General features: G+C 47.1%; 15 protein-coding genes. 2 read left to right on the top strand and 13 right to left on the bottom strand.

The window, feature by feature from the left end; translation table 11 throughout:
• Position 1: 1 nt before the first annotated feature.
• The 12 genes from HY200_01905 to HY200_01850 form a co-directional block, all read right to left on the bottom strand.
• Positions 2–3157, bottom strand: a complete 3156-nt coding sequence (locus HY200_01905) for an error-prone DNA polymerase (GenBank protein MBI3593690.1) — start codon at positions 3155–3157, stop codon at positions 2–4.
• Positions 3048–4310: a hypothetical protein gene (locus tag HY200_01900; GenBank protein ID MBI3593689.1), complete on the bottom strand. Its 1263-nt coding sequence runs from the start codon at positions 4308–4310 to the stop codon at positions 3048–3050. Before HY200_01900 ends, HY200_01905 begins: the two co-directional genes overlap by 110 nt.
• Positions 4310–4828, bottom strand: a complete 519-nt coding sequence (locus tag HY200_01895) for a hypothetical protein (protein ID MBI3593688.1) — start codon at positions 4826–4828, stop codon at positions 4310–4312. Before HY200_01895 ends, HY200_01900 begins: the two co-directional genes overlap by 1 nt.
• Entirely contained in the window at positions 4825–5427 is a 603-nt protein-coding gene (gene lexA / locus HY200_01890; GenBank protein MBI3593687.1) for a transcriptional repressor LexA, read from the bottom strand. The genes HY200_01895 and lexA overlap by 4 nt, the downstream gene beginning before the upstream one ends.
• A 90-nt stretch (positions 5428–5517) precedes the next feature.
• Positions 5518–6054 (bottom strand): porin family protein, encoded by a 537-nt coding sequence (locus HY200_01885; GenBank protein ID MBI3593686.1) that lies wholly within the window; start codon positions 6052–6054, stop codon positions 5518–5520.
• Positions 6055–6082: 28 nt separating this feature from the next.
• Positions 6083–6679: a penicillin-binding protein activator LpoB gene (gene lpoB / locus HY200_01880; protein MBI3593685.1), complete on the bottom strand. Its 597-nt coding sequence runs from the start codon at positions 6677–6679 to the stop codon at positions 6083–6085.
• Between the two features lie 43 nt (positions 6680–6722).
• Entirely contained in the window at positions 6723–7100 is a 378-nt protein-coding gene (locus tag HY200_01875; GenBank protein MBI3593684.1) for a YcfL family protein, read from the bottom strand.
• Positions 7101–7175: 75 nt separating this feature from the next.
• Positions 7176–8579: a hypothetical protein gene (locus HY200_01870; protein MBI3593683.1), complete on the bottom strand. Its 1404-nt coding sequence runs from the start codon at positions 8577–8579 to the stop codon at positions 7176–7178.
• Positions 8580–8775: 196 nt separating this feature from the next.
• A complete protein-coding gene (locus HY200_01865; GenBank protein ID MBI3593682.1) occupies positions 8776–10077 on the bottom strand; it encodes a HAMP domain-containing histidine kinase in 1302 nt (433 codons plus the stop codon).
• A complete protein-coding gene (locus HY200_01860) occupies positions 10074–10793 on the bottom strand; it encodes a response regulator transcription factor (protein ID MBI3593681.1) in 720 nt (239 codons plus the stop codon). The genes HY200_01865 and HY200_01860 overlap by 4 nt, the downstream gene beginning before the upstream one ends.
• A 414-nt stretch (positions 10794–11207) precedes the next feature.
• Complete coding sequence (locus HY200_01855; protein ID MBI3593680.1) at positions 11208–11990, bottom strand: MCP four helix bundle domain-containing protein; 783 nt, start codon at positions 11988–11990, stop codon at positions 11208–11210.
• A 45-nt stretch (positions 11991–12035) separates the two neighbouring features.
• Entirely contained in the window at positions 12036–12617 is a 582-nt protein-coding gene (locus HY200_01850; protein MBI3593679.1) for a hypothetical protein, read from the bottom strand.
• A gap of 277 nt (positions 12618–12894) precedes the next feature.
• Here HY200_01850 and HY200_01845 point away from each other — a divergent pair, with 277 nt between their 5' ends.
• Positions 12895–14955 carry a hypothetical protein gene (locus tag HY200_01845; protein ID MBI3593678.1) on the top strand — a complete coding sequence of 687 codons (2061 nt, stop codon included), beginning with the start codon at positions 12895–12897 and terminating at the stop codon, positions 14953–14955.
• Positions 14956–14973: 18 nt separating this feature from the next.
• Here HY200_01845 and HY200_01840 read toward each other — a convergent pair whose 3' ends face one another.
• On the bottom strand, positions 14974–15240 hold the full coding sequence (locus HY200_01840) for a hypothetical protein (protein MBI3593677.1): 267 nt from the start codon (positions 15238–15240) through the stop codon (positions 14974–14976).
• A 310-nt stretch (positions 15241–15550) separates the two neighbouring features.
• On the opposite strand from HY200_01840, the gene HY200_01835 reads away from it, so the two are divergent.
• Entirely contained in the window at positions 15551–16780 is a 1230-nt protein-coding gene (locus HY200_01835; GenBank protein MBI3593676.1) for an alpha/beta fold hydrolase, read from the top strand.
• The last annotated feature ends 134 nt before the right edge of the window (positions 16781–16914 follow it).

The following is a 16914-nucleotide window of genomic DNA, read 5'->3' as shown; positions in this document are numbered from 1 at the left end:
GCTAAAAATATTGATACGGTTCGATCATGAACCCGTTTTCTGACTTTTTTGACTCTTTCCAGATCGGCCGGATCGATTGAACCAGGAGGCTGACGCTCTGCCCATCCCGCTGAATCTTTCCGCTGACGATGAGAAAACAGTCGTACAAGAAAGTCTCCTTGAATCTTTCAGAAACGTCCGGCCATAGAATCATATCGAGAAATCCATGCTCGTCCTCTAACGTCCCAAATGTCACGCCTTTTGCCGTAGAAGGCCGTTGCCTGATCAACAAGAGTCCCGCGAGGGTGATCCGGGTATCGGGAGGAGAGCGTCTTGCCTGAAACGTGGTCATTTTAGGGAGGGAGATCCGTTGCCGGATCCCTTCCATCGGATGCCCCCGGGTTGAAAGATTGAATGCCGCATATTCTTCTCGAATGGCTTCATAGGTATCCAGTTTTTTAAAATGGAGCGGCTCTTCGGATTCAAAGAGGTGCTCCGGAAAGAGGATTTTCTGCGGTTGATCCGGTTCGCGCTGAAACGCCAGGATTTTCCAGAGCGCGTGTCGTTGATCCAGTCCAAACTCTTTAAAAACATCTCCCAGGGCAAGCCTGAATAAACTATTCCGGCGAAGGCGGGTTTTGGATAAAAAATCGCCTAAATTCTGAAAGGGTTTCCGGGCCAGAATTTCATCCGCCTCTTTCCGGGCAAGGCCCTTCACCGTTTTCCAGCCCAGGCGAATTCCCTCATTCTCCACCTGGCAGTTCCAATCTGATTGGTTGGGATCGACCGGATAGACGGTTACCCCATGCCGTTTGGCGTCGTCAATAAGTGTATGAGAAGCATAAAAGCCCATCGGCTGGGAGTTGAGCACGGCCGTGATAAACTCAGCGGGATAATGGCACTTCAGATAACAGGAAGCGTAAGCCAGAAGCGCAAAACTTGCGGCGTGACTTTCTGGAAACCCGTACTGGGCGAATCCCTTGAGTTGCTGAAAAATCCGTTCACAAAAGGATTCTGACAATCCGCTCTTGATCAGTCCTTCCTTCAGCTTTTTCCCAATCTTTTCAATCGACCCGTTTGACCTCCAGGCCCCGATTGCTCTTCTTAAAGAATCGGCCTCCCCGGGTGTGAAACCGGCCAAATCAATGGCGATTTTCATCACCTGTTCCTGGAATAAAGGGATTCCTAAAGTTTTACTCAGAATCGTTTTGAGTTTGGGATGGTCATATTCAACTTTTTCAAGACCCTGCCTCCGTCTTAAATAGGGATGAACCATCTGCCCCACAATGGGGCCGGGGCGAACGATCGCTACTTCAATGACCAGATCGTAAAAATTTCGAGGTTGAAGCCTTCCGAGCATCGACATCTGTGCCCGGCTTTCGACCTGAAAGGTTCCGACCGTATCCCCTTTCTGGATCATTTTATAGGTGGAGAGGTCTTCCGGGGGAATCTGCTGCAGGTTCATTCCCACGGCATCCAGAGTCTTTCTCAGGGCGGAAAGCATTCCGAGCGACAGGATATCGACTTTGAGAAGACCTAAAATATCCAGATCATATTTGTCCCACTGGATGATGGTCCTTCCCTCCATTCGAGCCGGCTCGACAGGAACCATTTCAATAATGGGATCAGCGGATAAAGTAAACCCGCCGCTATGAATGGATAAATGCCTCGGAAATCCGGCCATCTCTTCGGATAAGTCTTCTATCCATTTCCTGCAGTCGGGTATCCCGGAATGTGTGGACAAGGTTTCAAATTCTTTCTCCACGGTTTTTGAAGAGAGTGATCCGACCTCCACGCCAAACGCCTTGCTGATCTCCCGAAATGCCGATCTTCTCCGGTAGGTGACGACGGCGCTGACCATCGCGGCCCGCTCTCTCCCGTATTTTTCATAAATATGTTGAATGACCTCTTCTCTCCGTTCATGTTCAAAATCCACGTCGATATCGGGCGGTTCATTCCGTTCTGCCGAAATGAATCGTTCGAACAGGAGATTCATCCGTACCGGATCAATGGCTGTAATTCCGAGACAGTAACAGACGACGCTGTTGGCCGCGGATCCTCTTCCCTGGCAAAGGATCTTTTTCTGACGGGCAAATTCGACAATTTCGTAAAGGGTTAAAAAATAATCTGCAAATTGCAGCTGTTGAATGACGGATAATTCATGTTGAATCTGATTTTTGACCTCGGGAGGGATACCGGAGGCGTATCGTTCCTGGGCTCCTTTCCAGACGAGTTCTTCCAGATAGCGTTCTCCTGTATAACCGGCGGGAATCCACTCAGAAGGATACCGGTACCTTAATTCAGCCGGAGAAAAGGTACAGGCCTCCGAGATCAAAAGGGACTGGGAGAGGGTTTCGGGGAGCTCTTTAAATAAATCGGTCATCTGCCGGGGCGATTTCAGATAGCGTTCTCCGTTTGAAAAGAGCTGATACCCGGCATGGGTCAGCGGCTTCCCTTCACGGATGGAAGTGACGACATCCTGAAGCGGTCTCCGTTTTCGAATGTGATAGTGAACATCATTGGTGGCCACGATTCTGCAGTCATAGGTTTTAGAAATCTGGATGGTTCTTTGGGTTTTCTCTTTGTCAAATCCGTCTTGAAACCGGGAGAGGGGAATAAATAATCTCGACTGGAACAGCTCTTTGAGCAAGTTAAAGTCAGACCCCGCCTCGGAAAGCGCGACGAGCCCTTCGTTTCCGGGTAAAGACATAAGTTGACATAGTCTTTCCAGCGAAAGGAGCGGTTCCCCTTTTGGACGGCCGGCATGGCTTGCGGTCAGGATGCGGCATAATAATCCATAGGACCTCCGGTTCTGGGCCAGCAGCGTCAGGCGGGGATGATTTTCAAGCGTCAAATCGGCTCCGACAATCAGTTTGAGAAGAGGGTGATCTCGAACGGCCTGGTAGGCTTTGGGAATGGCATAGACGCCATCGCGATCTGTGATGGCGATTGCAGTTAACCCGATTTCAGCGGCGCGATGAATCAGCTCTTCAGGGGACGAAGCGCCTCGAAGAAAGGAATAGTGGGTCTTGCATTGAAGCTCGGCATACATGGATGGAGACGCCCACCTAATCGAAAATCCCATGAAGATAATATTGTGACCCTGCTGTTTTATAAATCCAGAGCGCTTCTCCTGAGCGGCTGGTGACTTTAAAATAATCTCTTTCAAACGATTCAAGCCACCATTCTCCCGAGAGACGTTCGGGTCCCTCGATCGCTTCAATCTCCCACCGTTTCTGGCCGGCATAAAGATTCTTTCCGGAAAACGTAATGGCCAGGGGAGATTTGAACAGACGTAAAGGTCTTGAGGGAAAAGGGAGAGGCTGTTTGAAAGACGGATTCTCCTGTTTGATCCAGTTTTTTTCAGGAAGATACCGTTCAATTCCGGATGCGATAAAGACCTTTTCTTTTCCGAGTTTTTCAGAGAGTCTCGATACCAGACAGCCCCACGCCTCCTTTTCCTCTTCTTTCTGATGAAAAAAATCCCGTTCTGTTTCTTGGGCCGGCACCGCTTCTAATATTTGAAAAGTAATCGAGACCAGAGGCGCCGCAAGCGGATTTTTAATCCATTCGAATTCCAGCCGGTCTTTGAGGATCGTCAACAATCCTGCCGCTCTTCCCTGAGGGACGGAAAGAGGGATGGAATACGACCGGACCGGCTCTTTTATTTTGGAGTAGGCTTCCTGCTCGAGGGTGAATTGAATGAGGGAGGCCTTTTTGTCCCTCCCCTTGAGCCGAATCATGGCCCGGTCAATGATTGTTTTAGTCAAAAAGAGAAGCGGCTCAAGACGGGTCAACCGTTCTTCGGGTTCCATTTCCATTTTTTCCAGGATGGTTTCTTTTGGAACAAAGGGAGGCCAGAGGGTCTGGTCCGCCTCTTGAATCCTTCGGGTCGTTTCGATGGCCTCTTTTCCAAACCTTGAAGAGAGCGTTTTTGCAGGGAGGGATAAGAAATCTTCCAGTTTCAGAATGCCGAGTTTTTTGAGAGACGCGATCATGGTATTTAAAACATCGGTGGGTTTCCAGGGAGAGAAATAATCCAGGGCGGCTTCAATCGGGAGTACTTTTCGTTGAGAGACCTGAAATCGGGCCATGGCCAGCGCTGTGGGGGGATCATTCGCCACGCCTATTTTAGGTTTGATTCCAAAGCGTTTATTTAAAACCTGAAGCCGCAGAAGGAGGCTCTCTTCCCGATAGAGCCGATGACATTTTCCGATTTCCAGAAAAACCGCTTCATGGCTGATAGAAATCTGAGGCGTCCATTGATGACAGGCTTCCGCGATCGGGGAGAGAGGGGTTGGATTGGAGTAAAGAAGAACAACAACACGCATTATCGTTTACGAATCAAATCAACGTGAATCCGTCCTCCCTCTTTTCGTGAGCTTTTGAGTTGCAATGCCACAGGCCATCCCTTTGAGAAAACCTCTGAGAGGAGAATCAGGGAAGCATGCGCTTTCTCGGCAGAAAGCTGAAATCTGCGTAACATTTTAGGATCTGAAAGGGTGGAGAACAGAATGACGATTTCAAATAGATTGCTCTTAAAGAGTTGTTGAACGACCCATGGAAATTCATTTTCTGCCTCGATAAATAAAATCCGGTTCAATTGGACCTTTCTTTGGAGAAGTCCCGTGGGATAAATGGAAAGATCCGGTTCAACCCAGGCCACGCTCAAGTCTGAATGCTCCCTCAGGAATTGCACGACAAATTCTGTTTTCCCGGCGCCGCAGATCTCGGTAATGGCTCCCTTGGGTAATCCTGTATCGGTATCCGGACAAGGCCACGTCTCCCGGAGGGGAGAACTCTCCAGTGTTCCGATTAAATGCTTCAGTTCAGAAAAAGTTCGGGTCATCTTTTCTCCTGGGTAAACCGGATCAGGCCGACAAAGAGCCCCTCGATTCTAAACGAGGCGGAAGGGTCAAGAAGGATCGGGTCGAATGTCTCGTTGGCAGGCTTTAATTCAAGCCTTTCCTTCCGCTTGAAATAGTTTTTGATCGTCGCTCCGTTGTCGATAATCGCAATGATCTTTTGACCATTCTCGGCGGTGGACTGTTTTCGGACAATGACATAATCTCCATCCAGAATGCCGTCGTCTTTCATGGAGTCCCCCTTGACCAGAAGCGCGTAATAATCTCCCCCTTTTTTGATCATCTTCGGAGGAACTTCAATCTGTTCCTGATGAATCAGATGTTCAATAGGAGTCCCCGCGGCAACCTTGCCTAACAACGGAAGAGAAGCACTCTGGGAACGAACCTTAATCCCTCTTTTGGCATTCCAGGGCTTTTCCAGATAACCGTTTTTTTGAAGCCGGATCAGAAAGTCTTGAACCGTGCCCAGTGACTTGTATCCGAATGCTTCGGCGATCTCCTGTTGGGAGGGAGAGTAGCCGCTCTGAGCCGTATAGTGGGAGATAAACTCTAAAATCTTTTTTTGCTTGGGCGTGATGGACATGGGGAAATAATAACCGTAAATTATCCGTAAGTCAAGAGATGAGAGGAACTACTTTCAGGTCAGACAAGAGGGGAGAGGCAGGTGACATCATTAAAAACGGTAGAGAAGAGAGAGCTTCAGGGTATGACTATGCCCCGTGACCGGATCAGTGGTTCCGACTTGATAGGCATCGTAAGAGAGACGGGCTCCGTTTCTGGGTGAAAAATCGAGTTCCCCCCCCAGTCCCAAAGTGACTCCCGTTTCAGTTTGGGTGTCGGGAGAAATGCCGGAGCTGGAGTCCCAGGTGGTATTGATTCGGGCCAGCCCAAACTTTCCAAATAAAGAGATGTTCCCTCTCATCGGGAGAATACCGACCATTGACGCGGCCCATCCATCGGAATTGCCGGAACCGTTCCCGAGGGTCACTTTGCCCAGATTCAGGTATTCAAGCTCGGTGGCGAGATTGGGATTGATTTGAATTCCTCCAAACAGATTAAATGCGGTATCGCGATCTTTGTCTAAAGAGGCGGAGAGGGAGGTCCGGCTCTCTCCCAGTCCCGCACCCGCGTAGAAACCGGCGCCTTTTGCCTGCAGGGTCAAAGAGGAAGCGAACAAACAGATGAGAATAGCGACTAGCTTTTTATTCATGATTTTCCTTTCCGCACTGAAAAGTCCCTTAACGTTTTGCTGTTTTTCGGATCTCTTTCTCGTCAGTCCATTCAATGGTTCCTGATTCAATATTGGTCATCATCAGAGTGAATTTGTAATAAACATCCTTGATATTGTCAGCCCTCTTTACAATGGAGGTGATATTCCCTTCGATACGATACTGCGCCCCTTCCATTTTCCCCATCTTGGCCGTCGTTTCTTTCTTGTAAAGTCCGCTGTCTTGCCGGTTCAACTCATCCGTCTGGCTTTTCATATCGGACAAGTCGGTGGCAAATCGCATCGTACCTCCCTTGAGCAACTGGACCCGGATGGAATCGGTTATGGATTTGGTGTCAATATATTCGTCTGTCTTATTCTTCACATCGGCGATGGTGACCAATATTTTTTCCTTATTTCCACTTGCTGATTGAGCGAGAGATCGGGCCATCGCTTCGGCGATCAACTGCAGGTCTGTTGAGCCAAATTCGGTGGTAACCTGTTCGACATCCTTGGCATTGCCATAATGGACATTGTCTCCTACGGAAGGAGTCGTCGCCGCGCAGCCCCAGGAGAAGACGAACGCGAATAATAAAAGAATTTTTATACTATTTGATCTGATCATCATAGTGACCTCACCCCAGCTGTTTATAAAAATGAAATAAGATTGCTTATTCCCGGTAATTTTCTTCTGCGCTGAATTCGATTTTATAATCTTTGGCTTTTGTGGTCGGAGCCACCAGCTTGATATTCATTTTCTGATTTCCATGAAGCAGCAGCGGTTTCCAGGCCTCCTCATCCCACACAGGCTCTCCTGACTCATCAAGCCAGCTCGCCCGATAATAGCCGCGATTATCGCCGTTGTCTTTGTTTTTAATCTGGAGATGAATGGTCAACAGATGATCAGTGACCTTGGAACTGATTCCGATAATTTCCAGATATTTGGAAGTACCATGCTGCTCGACTTTTGCTTCGACCGAATCGGCAAGGGCAATTGAGCCCTGGCAGAGTGCTATCAATAAGACCAGGCGAATTAGAATTTTTCCCATATTTCCCTCACTTTTCTGACCTGTCATTAAAATTCCTGTTTATTTAGAATATCCAAATTGAGACGATTAAGCAATTTAATGATCTGTTTGAGCTTTTTCGTCAGAAGAGTTCAATAGATGGATCCTCCCTCCCAGAGTGCGCAATGAAACAACCGCGTAACCTCCTGAAAGACGAACTTCCAGATCCTGTTCGCCGACAGAAGTTTGGATTCCGATATGATGTGCCCCCGCAGGGAGCCTTGCCCGGGCGATGGAATAATAGCCGGGAAGTGTCCTCCAGGCCCGTTCGTCCGCCGTTTCTGAAACGGCCGTTCCGATTTTTGCCCCGATGCTGACCAGAAGACCGGGCAATCCCAGATCCGATGTTTTATCATCGATCCCTTTCTGGACGACCGTTTTTGCGATGGCTCTGATTGCGGTTCTTGCGATAATCACCGGCATCTCATCCGATAAGGCGCGGCGCGCCATCGCGTCGACGCTGGTCATCATCACAACAGGAAATGATTGATGATCGACCGTGATGGACGACGTTAAAGCAGCGCTTGCCTGGAGCCTGATGACCGGCCATGAAATCTGGACCAGTTCCGGGCAATAGCCGTTTTTACAGGCGATTGGCAAAAAGAGGCCGAATTCCTGGGATTGAATCGCGGGCGCAAATTCGGATTCAATCACAAAAAGGGTGTCGGTCACGTCTGGGTGCGCGGATCGAATCCTCTCGTCAAGGCCGAGGAGGCCCTCATCAATCAGCGGAATATTGGGACGCATCTCTGCCGCCCTGCGGTATCCCGGAGCCGCAAGAGAAACTTCACCCAGGGATTCGTAGACAAAGCCTGCCAGGTAGTTCGCAAAGGCCGATTCGTACGAATTTTTCAGCTCTCGAACTTCCGGAGCCTCTAGCGTTTCAATGGGATATCCTTTCAATTCCTTAAACGACGTTGCCTGAATTCCTTTGTTTGAAGCTTTTTCTTTGGCGTTTTCAAGTTCCTTGGCGCGAAACTCGGCAATGATGGCTTCCCGCTCGTGCATCTTTTTTATTTCAATTCTGGCGTCATCCCAATGGTTCAAAGCGAGATGATTGAGAGCCAGTTCAACATTTAAGAGGACTTTCTCATAGTCTCTTCCGTCGTAACGTCGCGTCGTGTCGTTGATCAGAAAAGACCCGACGTCACCCATCAATTTGGAAAAATCCAGTTTGACCTGATCTTCCCATTTTCGGACCAGGTAATCGGCTTTGAGCCAGGAAGCCCGGCTTTCGACCAGGCTCCCTTTTATTCTTTGGAGCTCTCCTTTTTCAAGATAGTAAAGGAGACCCTTGTCCGGCAAGGGATTGTGGGACTCCAGATCGGCCAGAGCAAGGTCGACCTTTCCCGATTTCAGATAGTCGGTGGTTTGGGACATTTTTGAGTCGTAGTGCATCGAAGCGCAACCGGTAATCCACAGCACGCCAATCGATGCTCCCAAAATCGGAAATACTTTCATAAATGCCCTTTGTTGAAAAATTAATATATTCGATCGTCATCGAAATTGAAACTCTTTTATGGAGGTTGCGATACCGTTCCGATTCTATTTGGGGTTGTCTTCTCATTCAATCAAAAAATGGGCGACGAGTGACCCGGGCATGTAAATTGATTGGAAACTGGAAAGATGATCCGCCCGAATGACAGGCTCGAAATGATCAAGCTTTCGGAAGAAGAATGGCGAATTGGGTAAAATCATTCTCGCGGCTTGTTACGGAGATTAGTCCTTCGTGAGCCGAGATAATCTCCTTGCAAATGCTTAATCCCAGTCCATAGCCGCCGCCCTTCTTTTCTCTGGCGCTGTCCATTTTATAAAAGGGCTCAAAGACGAGATTCAGTTCGGACTCCCTGATTCCGGATCCATGGTCGATCACTTTGACGCCGAAAGCGCGACCTTCTTCTGTGAGGACCAGTTCAACCGGAGACAGCGCACACTCTGAAAACTTTATTCCATTCTCAATGAGATTGGTAAAAGCTTTTTTTAGCCGGATGGCGTCTCCCAGAATCCAGGCCTGACCCGAAAGGGTATTCCGAAACGATACCCCAACGCCCGAGAATCGATAAAGACCCGTCAACTCTTCCAGGAGTACGGCTAAGTCGATTCGCTCCAGTTTCAAGGCTCCCTGGGGGACATGGAGCCTGTATCCTTCCAGAATTTCATCGATCATAAATTCCATATCGTGAATATCTTCTTTCAAAGAAGATTTCATCGCTTCCTCTTGTATCATTTCAGAGGCGACTTTCATTCTTCCAAGAGGACTTCTCAGCTCGTGGCTCACATCTAATAGAAGCTTATCTTTGGCTTTCAGCATTTGCTGAATCTGTTCCGCCATCTTGTTAAAAATTTTTGCAAAGAATCCGAATTCATCGTTTTGCTGAAACTGGATCCGATACTCGAAATTGCCTTTTGAGAGTTCTTCCACTCCTGTCACCAGCGGCCTCACAGGATTCATGACCCAGCGGGTGACAACAAAACTCATCAGGAGAATAATCATAACGATCGTAGCCAATGCGATGATCAGGCGATAAGGAAAGGTGAAAAATTCACTGGATAGGAATTCAAATTCATAGGTAAATCCATTTCTTTCAGAAACGGCAAAGAGACGGCCTTTGATTCGTCCAAATCGGAAATCTCTGAAATGAGAATCCGGCTTCGCGGTGAGAAACTCTGAATCATCCAGAAGAGGATCAGACTTCCAAGTCGTTCCGGGTCCCGAAATGCCGATCTTGAGATCCAGCTCTTTTGCGATGGCCGCCGCTTTTTGAAGATCGGGGGGAACGCCGATTTTTTCAATCTGGGAGCGAAGGTGCACGGACAGATTTTTTCTAACCGATAGGAAACCGCTTTTCCGGGAAGTGTCCAGGGAGCGGGCGAAAAAAAAGATCGAAAGAATGATTAAGAGAGTGGTCGTAAAAAAAATGGTGAATATCTTGGCATGAAGGGATCGGGGCCAGATCATCCCGCTTTCTCAGACTTTTGAACGGGAGAAATGAACATATAACCCTCGCCCCAGATGGTTTTGAGGAACTTGGGATTCCTGGGGGTATCTTTCAGTTTGTGTCTGAGCCGGCTGATGGCAATGTCAATGGAACGATTAAACACATCCCAATCAATCCCTTTTAGTTCGTCCATGATGAAATCCCGGTTCATGGCCTTTCCAGAATTGGCCATGAAGAGCTTGAGAAGTTCGAATTCAGTTGTGGTGAGTTGTAAGGGAATCCGATTCAGGAAGACTTCGCGAGAGAACAGATCTACGGTGAGATCGCCACTGACCCATGTCGAGAACTCGATCTTTTCAGGGGTCAAGGTTCTCCGGAGAATGGACTGAATCCTGGCGACAAGTTCTCGAGGTTCAAAAGGCTTGGAGAGATAGTCGTCCGCTCCCATTTCAAGTCCCACAATGCGATCGGCAACCTCGCCTCTGGCGGTCAGCATAATGATCGGCACATTGGATTCTTTTCGAACTTCCCTGCAGAGCTGAAATCCATCCATTTCCGGGAGCATGATATCCAAAATGAGTAAACGGTAATTCCCTTGAAAAAACTTTTTTAGGCCGTCTTTGGGATGCGTTGCTGAAGTGAGTTGTATATTGAACTCTCTTAAAAAATTTCCCATTAATCCGGACAACTTTTCGTCGTCGTCGATCATAAAAATATTGAGCGTTTTATTTTCCATCACCGGTCATATTTTACCATGGTCAATCCGGTTGCGGAATCCAAAAGGTAAGAAAAATCGAGAAGATACAATTTGTTACAAAGAATTACCTTTGCGAAAAGACTTGTGGCTATATTGATTCTACAATCCACAAGATATTGTTTATGGCCAGCTGACATACGGAAGGGAACCTTTAGATAGGAAATGGGGACAAATAAGGAATGGAAATGGAATGTTCAAAATGCAGAGGACTCATGGTCTTTGAGTCATTTCAGGATCATCTGGAAACGGCTAGCCGGAATCTTTTTGTGGGGTGGCGATGCCTGAGTTGTGGAAATATCTCGGACCCGATGATTAAATCACATCGAAAAAATCGGCCATCTTGTCAGGGATCAAGAAGCAGGGGAAGAACGTACAAATAAGATCGACACTGTTTTATTTGACAACCGGTTTGGACGCCCCGATATCCAATGTGACCGTCAGATCACCTTCTGCAACGCGGTGGAGTGTCGTGGCAACTTTTCCAAGCGGAATGGAAATGGAACGGGCGAGCAATAGGCTGAAGAGAAGCGCAAGAAAAAAGGCGGCAATCACAATTCCTATGACCCACGCGAGAAAGATAGAGGCTTGAGTTCGTCCGCGCTGAGCCTGAATTTTGGCTTCCAGGATCTGATGTTCAGTTACTTTGTCGAGGAGATCTCGGGCGGCCACGAACTTGACGGCGCTCTCGCCCATGGCGATATCGATTGCGTCGCGACGAGCGGAAGGTGTATCTTCCGATAAAACCTTCAGAACTTCGTTTGAGGATTTCTTCCAGTCTCTCCAGGCCACTTCAAAGGGATTCCAAAGCTTTTTTTCATTTTCGCTGGTTGACAGACTCTTGTATTTTTCCCAGCCCTCTTCAACCTGCCGGATATTCTCCTGGTGTTCCCGTATCATGGCGTTTGATTCGGGAGTTCCCATTTTCATGAACATCAGGCTTCGTTCGGGGACTTGCGCTTCGAGCATATCCCGTTCAGCCTGCTCCAGATAGATAATGGAAGGAACGTCTTGATCCACCATGGCTTGAAACGAATAATTCGAACTTGAAAGCGCCCAGATTGCAAGGCTCCCGACAATACCTGTCATGAGGGCCAGCAATCCGCAGGCGAAGAGAAGCTTGAGTCGTACAGAGAAATCTTTCGGGTGATTTGTTAATTCAAAGATGAATCTATTCATCGTGAGAACTTTCTTTGGAATGAACTTATTTGTCTTGAAATGCCTCTACTTTTTACTCACTTTTTCGAGAAAAGATAGGTTCACACCGACGACCAGAACGCCGATCGGCTTTCCTTCCGAGAGAATCGGCGTCGAAACTTGAACTGCATAGGTTTGACTTGATTCGTCAAACTCCGGTTTCCCCTGCCAGGTTTTTCCCTCATTAAAGGGTATATCAAATTTTGGCATTCCTTTGTGGATATAGTAAGTTGTCTTTTCTACAAAGGCGACCTTTTCACCCTTGCCCGCACTCAAAAAAGCTTCACTGAAGGCTGAATCTTTAGTCTCAATCTTGTCTTTAAGAAACTGGCCAACTGGATTTTCCTGAAATGCTTTAATGACAGGATCTGACCGCCGCGTCACCTTCCAGGCGGCGTTATCGATACCGGGAATGGGACCTTTCTTGTTTTGAAGTTGAACCGCTTTAACAATGAGCGGGTCGGACGCCCAGGAGGCAATGACCGCCTTTTCTTTGTCGAGCTGAGCCTGCACTGTCGGTGTCATCTCAAAATTGCCGGCATGAGCCGATAATGCGAACATGAGAAAGCCGATCATGACGAAAACTTTTGTATAAAATGTATTTCCCATACTTTGTGTCTCCATTAACAGAATTTTAATGTTTACGAGGCGCTTCCCCCTTGAGCTGAAGATCCCGTTTCCTCAATGGACCTCTTTTGTGAAGTATAACAACTAATTTTAAATCGTCAATTGGGGTCCAATTCAGTGTCGAATTCATCTTCCTTGACAGGCTCCTGGATTCGGGTAATCTTATTTATGGAAAGTTGTGTTATTCAAACGGTCATGCGATAGAAGGAGGAACTTCCCGGATTCGCAAAAGAGAAAGAGAGGGGGTCCGGTTTGAATTATGGATAGTTCAAAAGTCGTTAGATTGATTTCTGTAGTCGTATTGACCATTTTCTTTATGATGCTATGGGTTGGAATTTATGTCGTCAATACCCAGAAAAAAGGGTATTCAGAGCTTCTGACGACGCAAGGCCAGACTCTTGCCGGTTTGTTAGCAGAACTGGTCCCGTCATCGCTTTCCGCGGGAGATCGCCCCGCGATGGATCAATATCTCCGTCAAGTTCCAAAGGAGAGAGACATTCTCTATATATTGATTGAAAATAAGGAACGTCCTGTCTCCTGGTATTTCAACAATGAAAACTCGAACTTTTCTGCCTTAAATCCTGAAAAAGAAGAGGTCCGCCAACGCATCGCTCAATTTCAGTCTGCCGCGGACTTAACCGAAATTCGGCTCCCGGTACGCTCCGCAAATGAAACCCTTGGATGGGTTAAGATCGGATTGAATAAAAAGTGGATCAACCAGGGAACGACACGGCAGATTATTGGCGTCGTGATCATCGGCCTGTTGGAAATTTTAATGGTGGCTGTGATTCTCTTATATTATCCGTATGTTAGAAAGTCGGAACATTCCAAGGTAAACGTACGCCCGATCATTTTTTCCCCTGCGGATGGTTCAGAAAGAAGTGGACTTTCGAATAATGAAATTGTGGTTCTGGTGAGTTCCCTTAACAAGATGGTGAACGATCTAAAAAGTATTATCACCCGGATCGGCACCGCTGTCAGCAATGTTGCCGCAACGTCTGACCAGTTAACGGCCACATCCAAAAAATTGTTTGATGGGGCGGGTATACAGACCCAGGCGATTGAAGTGACGTCCACCTCCCTTTCACAGATGAATCATTCGCTTGCAGGGTCTAATAATCTGGTCGGCTCTCTCTATAAATTATCAAATGATACTTCGTCTTCGATTCTTGAAATGACGGCGTCCATCAAGGAGATGTCGAGTCTGATACGGATTCTCATGGAAGCTATCCATACCACGTCTTCTTCAATAGAAGAAATGTCTTTTACGGTGAACGGAATTGCCGATAGTATCAGTATTCTCCTGGTTTCTGCAGAAGAAACCTCCGCTTCGTTAAATGAGATCAATGCGACCATAAAAACAGTGGAAGTAAGCACGAAGGAGGCGACCCGGCTTTCCAAATCGGTGACGAGTGATGCATCCAGTCTCGGAATGCGCGCGGTCAAAAAGACGATAGAAGGAATGAACAAGATTCGGGAAGATGTGAAAACTTCCTCAGTGATTATCAATGACCTGGCGAACAAATCGCTTGAAATTGGGAAAATTCTAACCGTCATTGAAGAAGTGACCCGTCAGACGAATCTTCTTGCACTAAATTCGGCTATTTTGGCCGCTCAGGCGGGGGAAGGAGGAAAAGGGTTTGCAGTGGTCTCAGACGAAATTAAACATATGGCGGACCAGACGGCCCTATCAACGAAAGAAATCGCCGAGATCATCAGTTCCATTCAATCTGGAATTACCAATGCGATCGAATCAATGAAAAAAGGAATGGCCACTGTCGAAGATGGCGTCCAGGTTTCCCAGGAGGCGTTTGTGGCCCTGGAGACAATAGGAGAAAGTTCGGACCAATCTTTTAAAATGATTTCAGAAATTGAAAGAGCGATGAAGGAGCAGGCTATTGGCATCAGGCAGGTCGATGAAGCAACGGTTCGGATTACCGGCACGCTCAAGCAGATTAAGAACTCGACACAGGAACACAAAAAGGGCACATCGTTAATCGTTTCCGCTGTTCAAAAGATGCAGAGTACCGCGGAACAGGTCAATCGGGCGATTACAGAACAGACGAAAGGAGCCCAGCTGATCAATGATGCGGTCGCCACGGTTCAAGAGAAAACGAGGGAAGTCTTGAACTCCGCGGAAGAGCAGAAAGTCGCGGGCGATAAAATTGTCTCATCGGTCTCCGAAATCGGCAGCATTACAAGTCAAAACGCTACCCTATCTTCAGAAGTTAATTCTGCTGTAAAAAGCCTGGTCAACGAAGCGGAACTTCTGAAGAACGAGGTCAGCCGTTTCAAGGTCTCTTCGGAGACAAACAGTTAGTTCAATCAGCCATTCTTTTTACTCGGGGGCTTCTTTCAAACGCGACAGATGTTCTTCTAATTCCGCAATCTTGGTTCCCACCCCCCGCGTCAGGTCGTTCTTTTCTTCCGGACTTGCTTTGCTCAGAAGATTGTTATATTTTGATAGAACCTCGTGCGCCTGCGCTTTGATGTCATCCACCTGGTTCAAGGACGAATAAGTATCACATGCCATTTCAATATCGTCGTTAAGATTCATAATCACCAAAATAATTCGCTCGACCTCTTTTTTAATTAATGCTTCCATAGCAGGTCTCCACAATCATCCTTGTTAAGCATGATTATCTGCTCCTCCTGAATTGATTGCAAATGAAATGGAAAGCATTTATTAATATAAAAGCTCAATCTGAAATCTCATTTTGTGGTGTCAATATCATCATTATTATCATTATCCGGAGATTTGACTGGATGGGTGACTTAGTGTGACGTGGAATTGAGTTTTCAAATTAAAAGTTGATTAAGAACCAGTAAATGTGTACTTTCTTTGAAAGAAAGGTGATGCCCTACTGGACTTATAGTTGAAAAGGCCTTGGGAATATAGATAAGGGATTAATTTAATGCGATTTACGCTGATTTTTATTTTATTCCTTTACGGGTGTGCGACGACGGCACAATCCGTTAATGGCGGACTAGCCGACCGGCATCGACCGTCTGGAATTCAGTCTCTAATCAAATACGAAGGCCTCACGTTTGAGAATTACATCCAGGCGAACCGGAAAATTATTTCCGATTCGAGAACGGATTTAAACGGGAGTAATCGGGAAGATATTGTCGACGGGAATTCACCGTATGAACTGGAACCCCCTCCCTCTTGTTCCCCCGGGAAGATAAAACGATATCGGAGAGGGATATTACTCAGTCATGGACTGACCGACTCACCTTATTCGACACGTCAACTGGGACAATTTTTTCAGGAACACTGTTTCAGGGTTATGGCGATTGTCTTGCCGGGTCATGGAACCCGCCCGGGAGATCTGCTGAATGTGACTTGGCAGGAATGGGCCAAGGCGGAGGCTTTTGGAACCGATGCTCTGGCATCGGAGGCGGACGAAGTCTACTTAATGGGTTTTTCAACCGGAGCGACGCTCAGTGTCAATCAAAGCCTCCAGGACTCCCGCGTGAAAGGATTATTCCTGTTTTCACCGGCAATGCAAATTACCTGGCTCGCTTCTCTCGCGAATTTACACACGGTTTATAGTTGGGCCATTCCTGACGGGAAATGGATTGACTTGATGAACGACGAAGATCCGTTTAAATACGAGTCTTTTCCGAATAATGCGGCTTACCAGATTTACCTTCTGACTTTAGCGGTTAGATCAGAATTGCAAAGGAAGAAGGTGACTATTCCCACTTTTATTGCTGCCAGCGAAGACGACTCGACGGTCATCTTTTCGGGAACGGTTGATTTTTTTGAAAGCGCGACTCATTCCAATAACAAAATGATCGTTTATACGACAAAACCGGGAAGTTCTTCGGGTAAAATTGACCGGGTCAACAGTTATTTTCCGGAACAGCATATCCTGTCATCCGCCCATACGGCGCTTGTTCTTCCCGGCAGTTCATCCCACTACGGCGCAAATGGCGATTACACTTACTGCAATCACTATTTTCCGAAGGACATGGACAAATATAATCAGTGCAAGAATAAAAAAGAGGATTATTTGGGAGAAATCAGCGAGGAGAATCTAAAAAAAGGGGTGATTCGAAGACTCATGTATAACCCTAATTTTGAATCCCTCGAAAAGAGTTTAAGTCAGTATATCGATCTGTTACCTGATCAGAAGTAATTCATTCGAAATGTGGAATGCTTTAAAATTCCGATTTGTCAGGCTGGCTTGAACGGCGGTATTACCGGATTCACGAGTGGCCCATGAATGATAGTCGGAAAGCCCTTTTCAATGAAATCATTGAGTTCTGTTTT

The sequence above is a fragment of the Nitrospirota bacterium genome, assembly GCA_016194305.1.
Lineage (GTDB): Bacteria > Nitrospirota > Nitrospiria > JACQBW01 > JACQBW01 > JACQBW01.
The sequence above is the reverse complement of the archived record's forward strand: the minus strand, read 5'-3'. Positions and strand labels throughout refer to the sequence as shown.

What these genes read in the sequence shown, in the direction of transcription:
- HY200_01900 (MBI3593689.1), bottom strand. Translation starts at nt 4,310, where the DNA reads ATGCGTGTTGTTGTTCTTCTTTACTCCAATCCAACCCCTCTCTCCCCG.
- HY200_01895 (MBI3593688.1), bottom strand. Translation starts at nt 4,828, where the DNA reads ATGACCCGAACTTTTTCTGAACTGAAGCATTTAATCGGAACACTGGAG.
- lexA (MBI3593687.1), bottom strand. Translation starts at nt 5,427, where the DNA reads ATGTCCATCACGCCCAAGCAAAAAAAGATTTTAGAGTTTATCTCCCAC.
- HY200_01885 (MBI3593686.1), bottom strand. Translation starts at nt 6,054, where the DNA reads ATGAATAAAAAGCTAGTCGCTATTCTCATCTGTTTGTTCGCTTCCTCT.
- lpoB (MBI3593685.1), bottom strand. Translation starts at nt 6,679, where the DNA reads ATGATGATCAGATCAAATAGTATAAAAATTCTTTTATTATTCGCGTTC.
- HY200_01875 (MBI3593684.1), bottom strand. Translation starts at nt 7,100, where the DNA reads ATGGGAAAAATTCTAATTCGCCTGGTCTTATTGATAGCACTCTGCCAG.
- HY200_01870 (MBI3593683.1), bottom strand. Translation starts at nt 8,579, where the DNA reads ATGAAAGTATTTCCGATTTTGGGAGCATCGATTGGCGTGCTGTGGATT.
- HY200_01865 (MBI3593682.1), bottom strand. Translation starts at nt 10,077, where the DNA reads ATGATCTGGCCCCGATCCCTTCATGCCAAGATATTCACCATTTTTTTT.
- HY200_01860 (MBI3593681.1), bottom strand. Translation starts at nt 10,793, where the DNA reads ATGGAAAATAAAACGCTCAATATTTTTATGATCGACGACGACGAAAAG.
- HY200_01855 (MBI3593680.1), bottom strand. Translation starts at nt 11,990, where the DNA reads ATGAATAGATTCATCTTTGAATTAACAAATCACCCGAAAGATTTCTCT.
- HY200_01850 (MBI3593679.1), bottom strand. Translation starts at nt 12,617, where the DNA reads ATGGGAAATACATTTTATACAAAAGTTTTCGTCATGATCGGCTTTCTC.
- HY200_01845 (MBI3593678.1), top strand. Translation starts at nt 12,895, where the DNA reads ATGGATAGTTCAAAAGTCGTTAGATTGATTTCTGTAGTCGTATTGACC.
- HY200_01840 (MBI3593677.1), bottom strand. Translation starts at nt 15,240, where the DNA reads ATGGAAGCATTAATTAAAAAAGAGGTCGAGCGAATTATTTTGGTGATT.
- HY200_01835 (MBI3593676.1), top strand. Translation starts at nt 15,551, where the DNA reads ATGCGATTTACGCTGATTTTTATTTTATTCCTTTACGGGTGTGCGACG.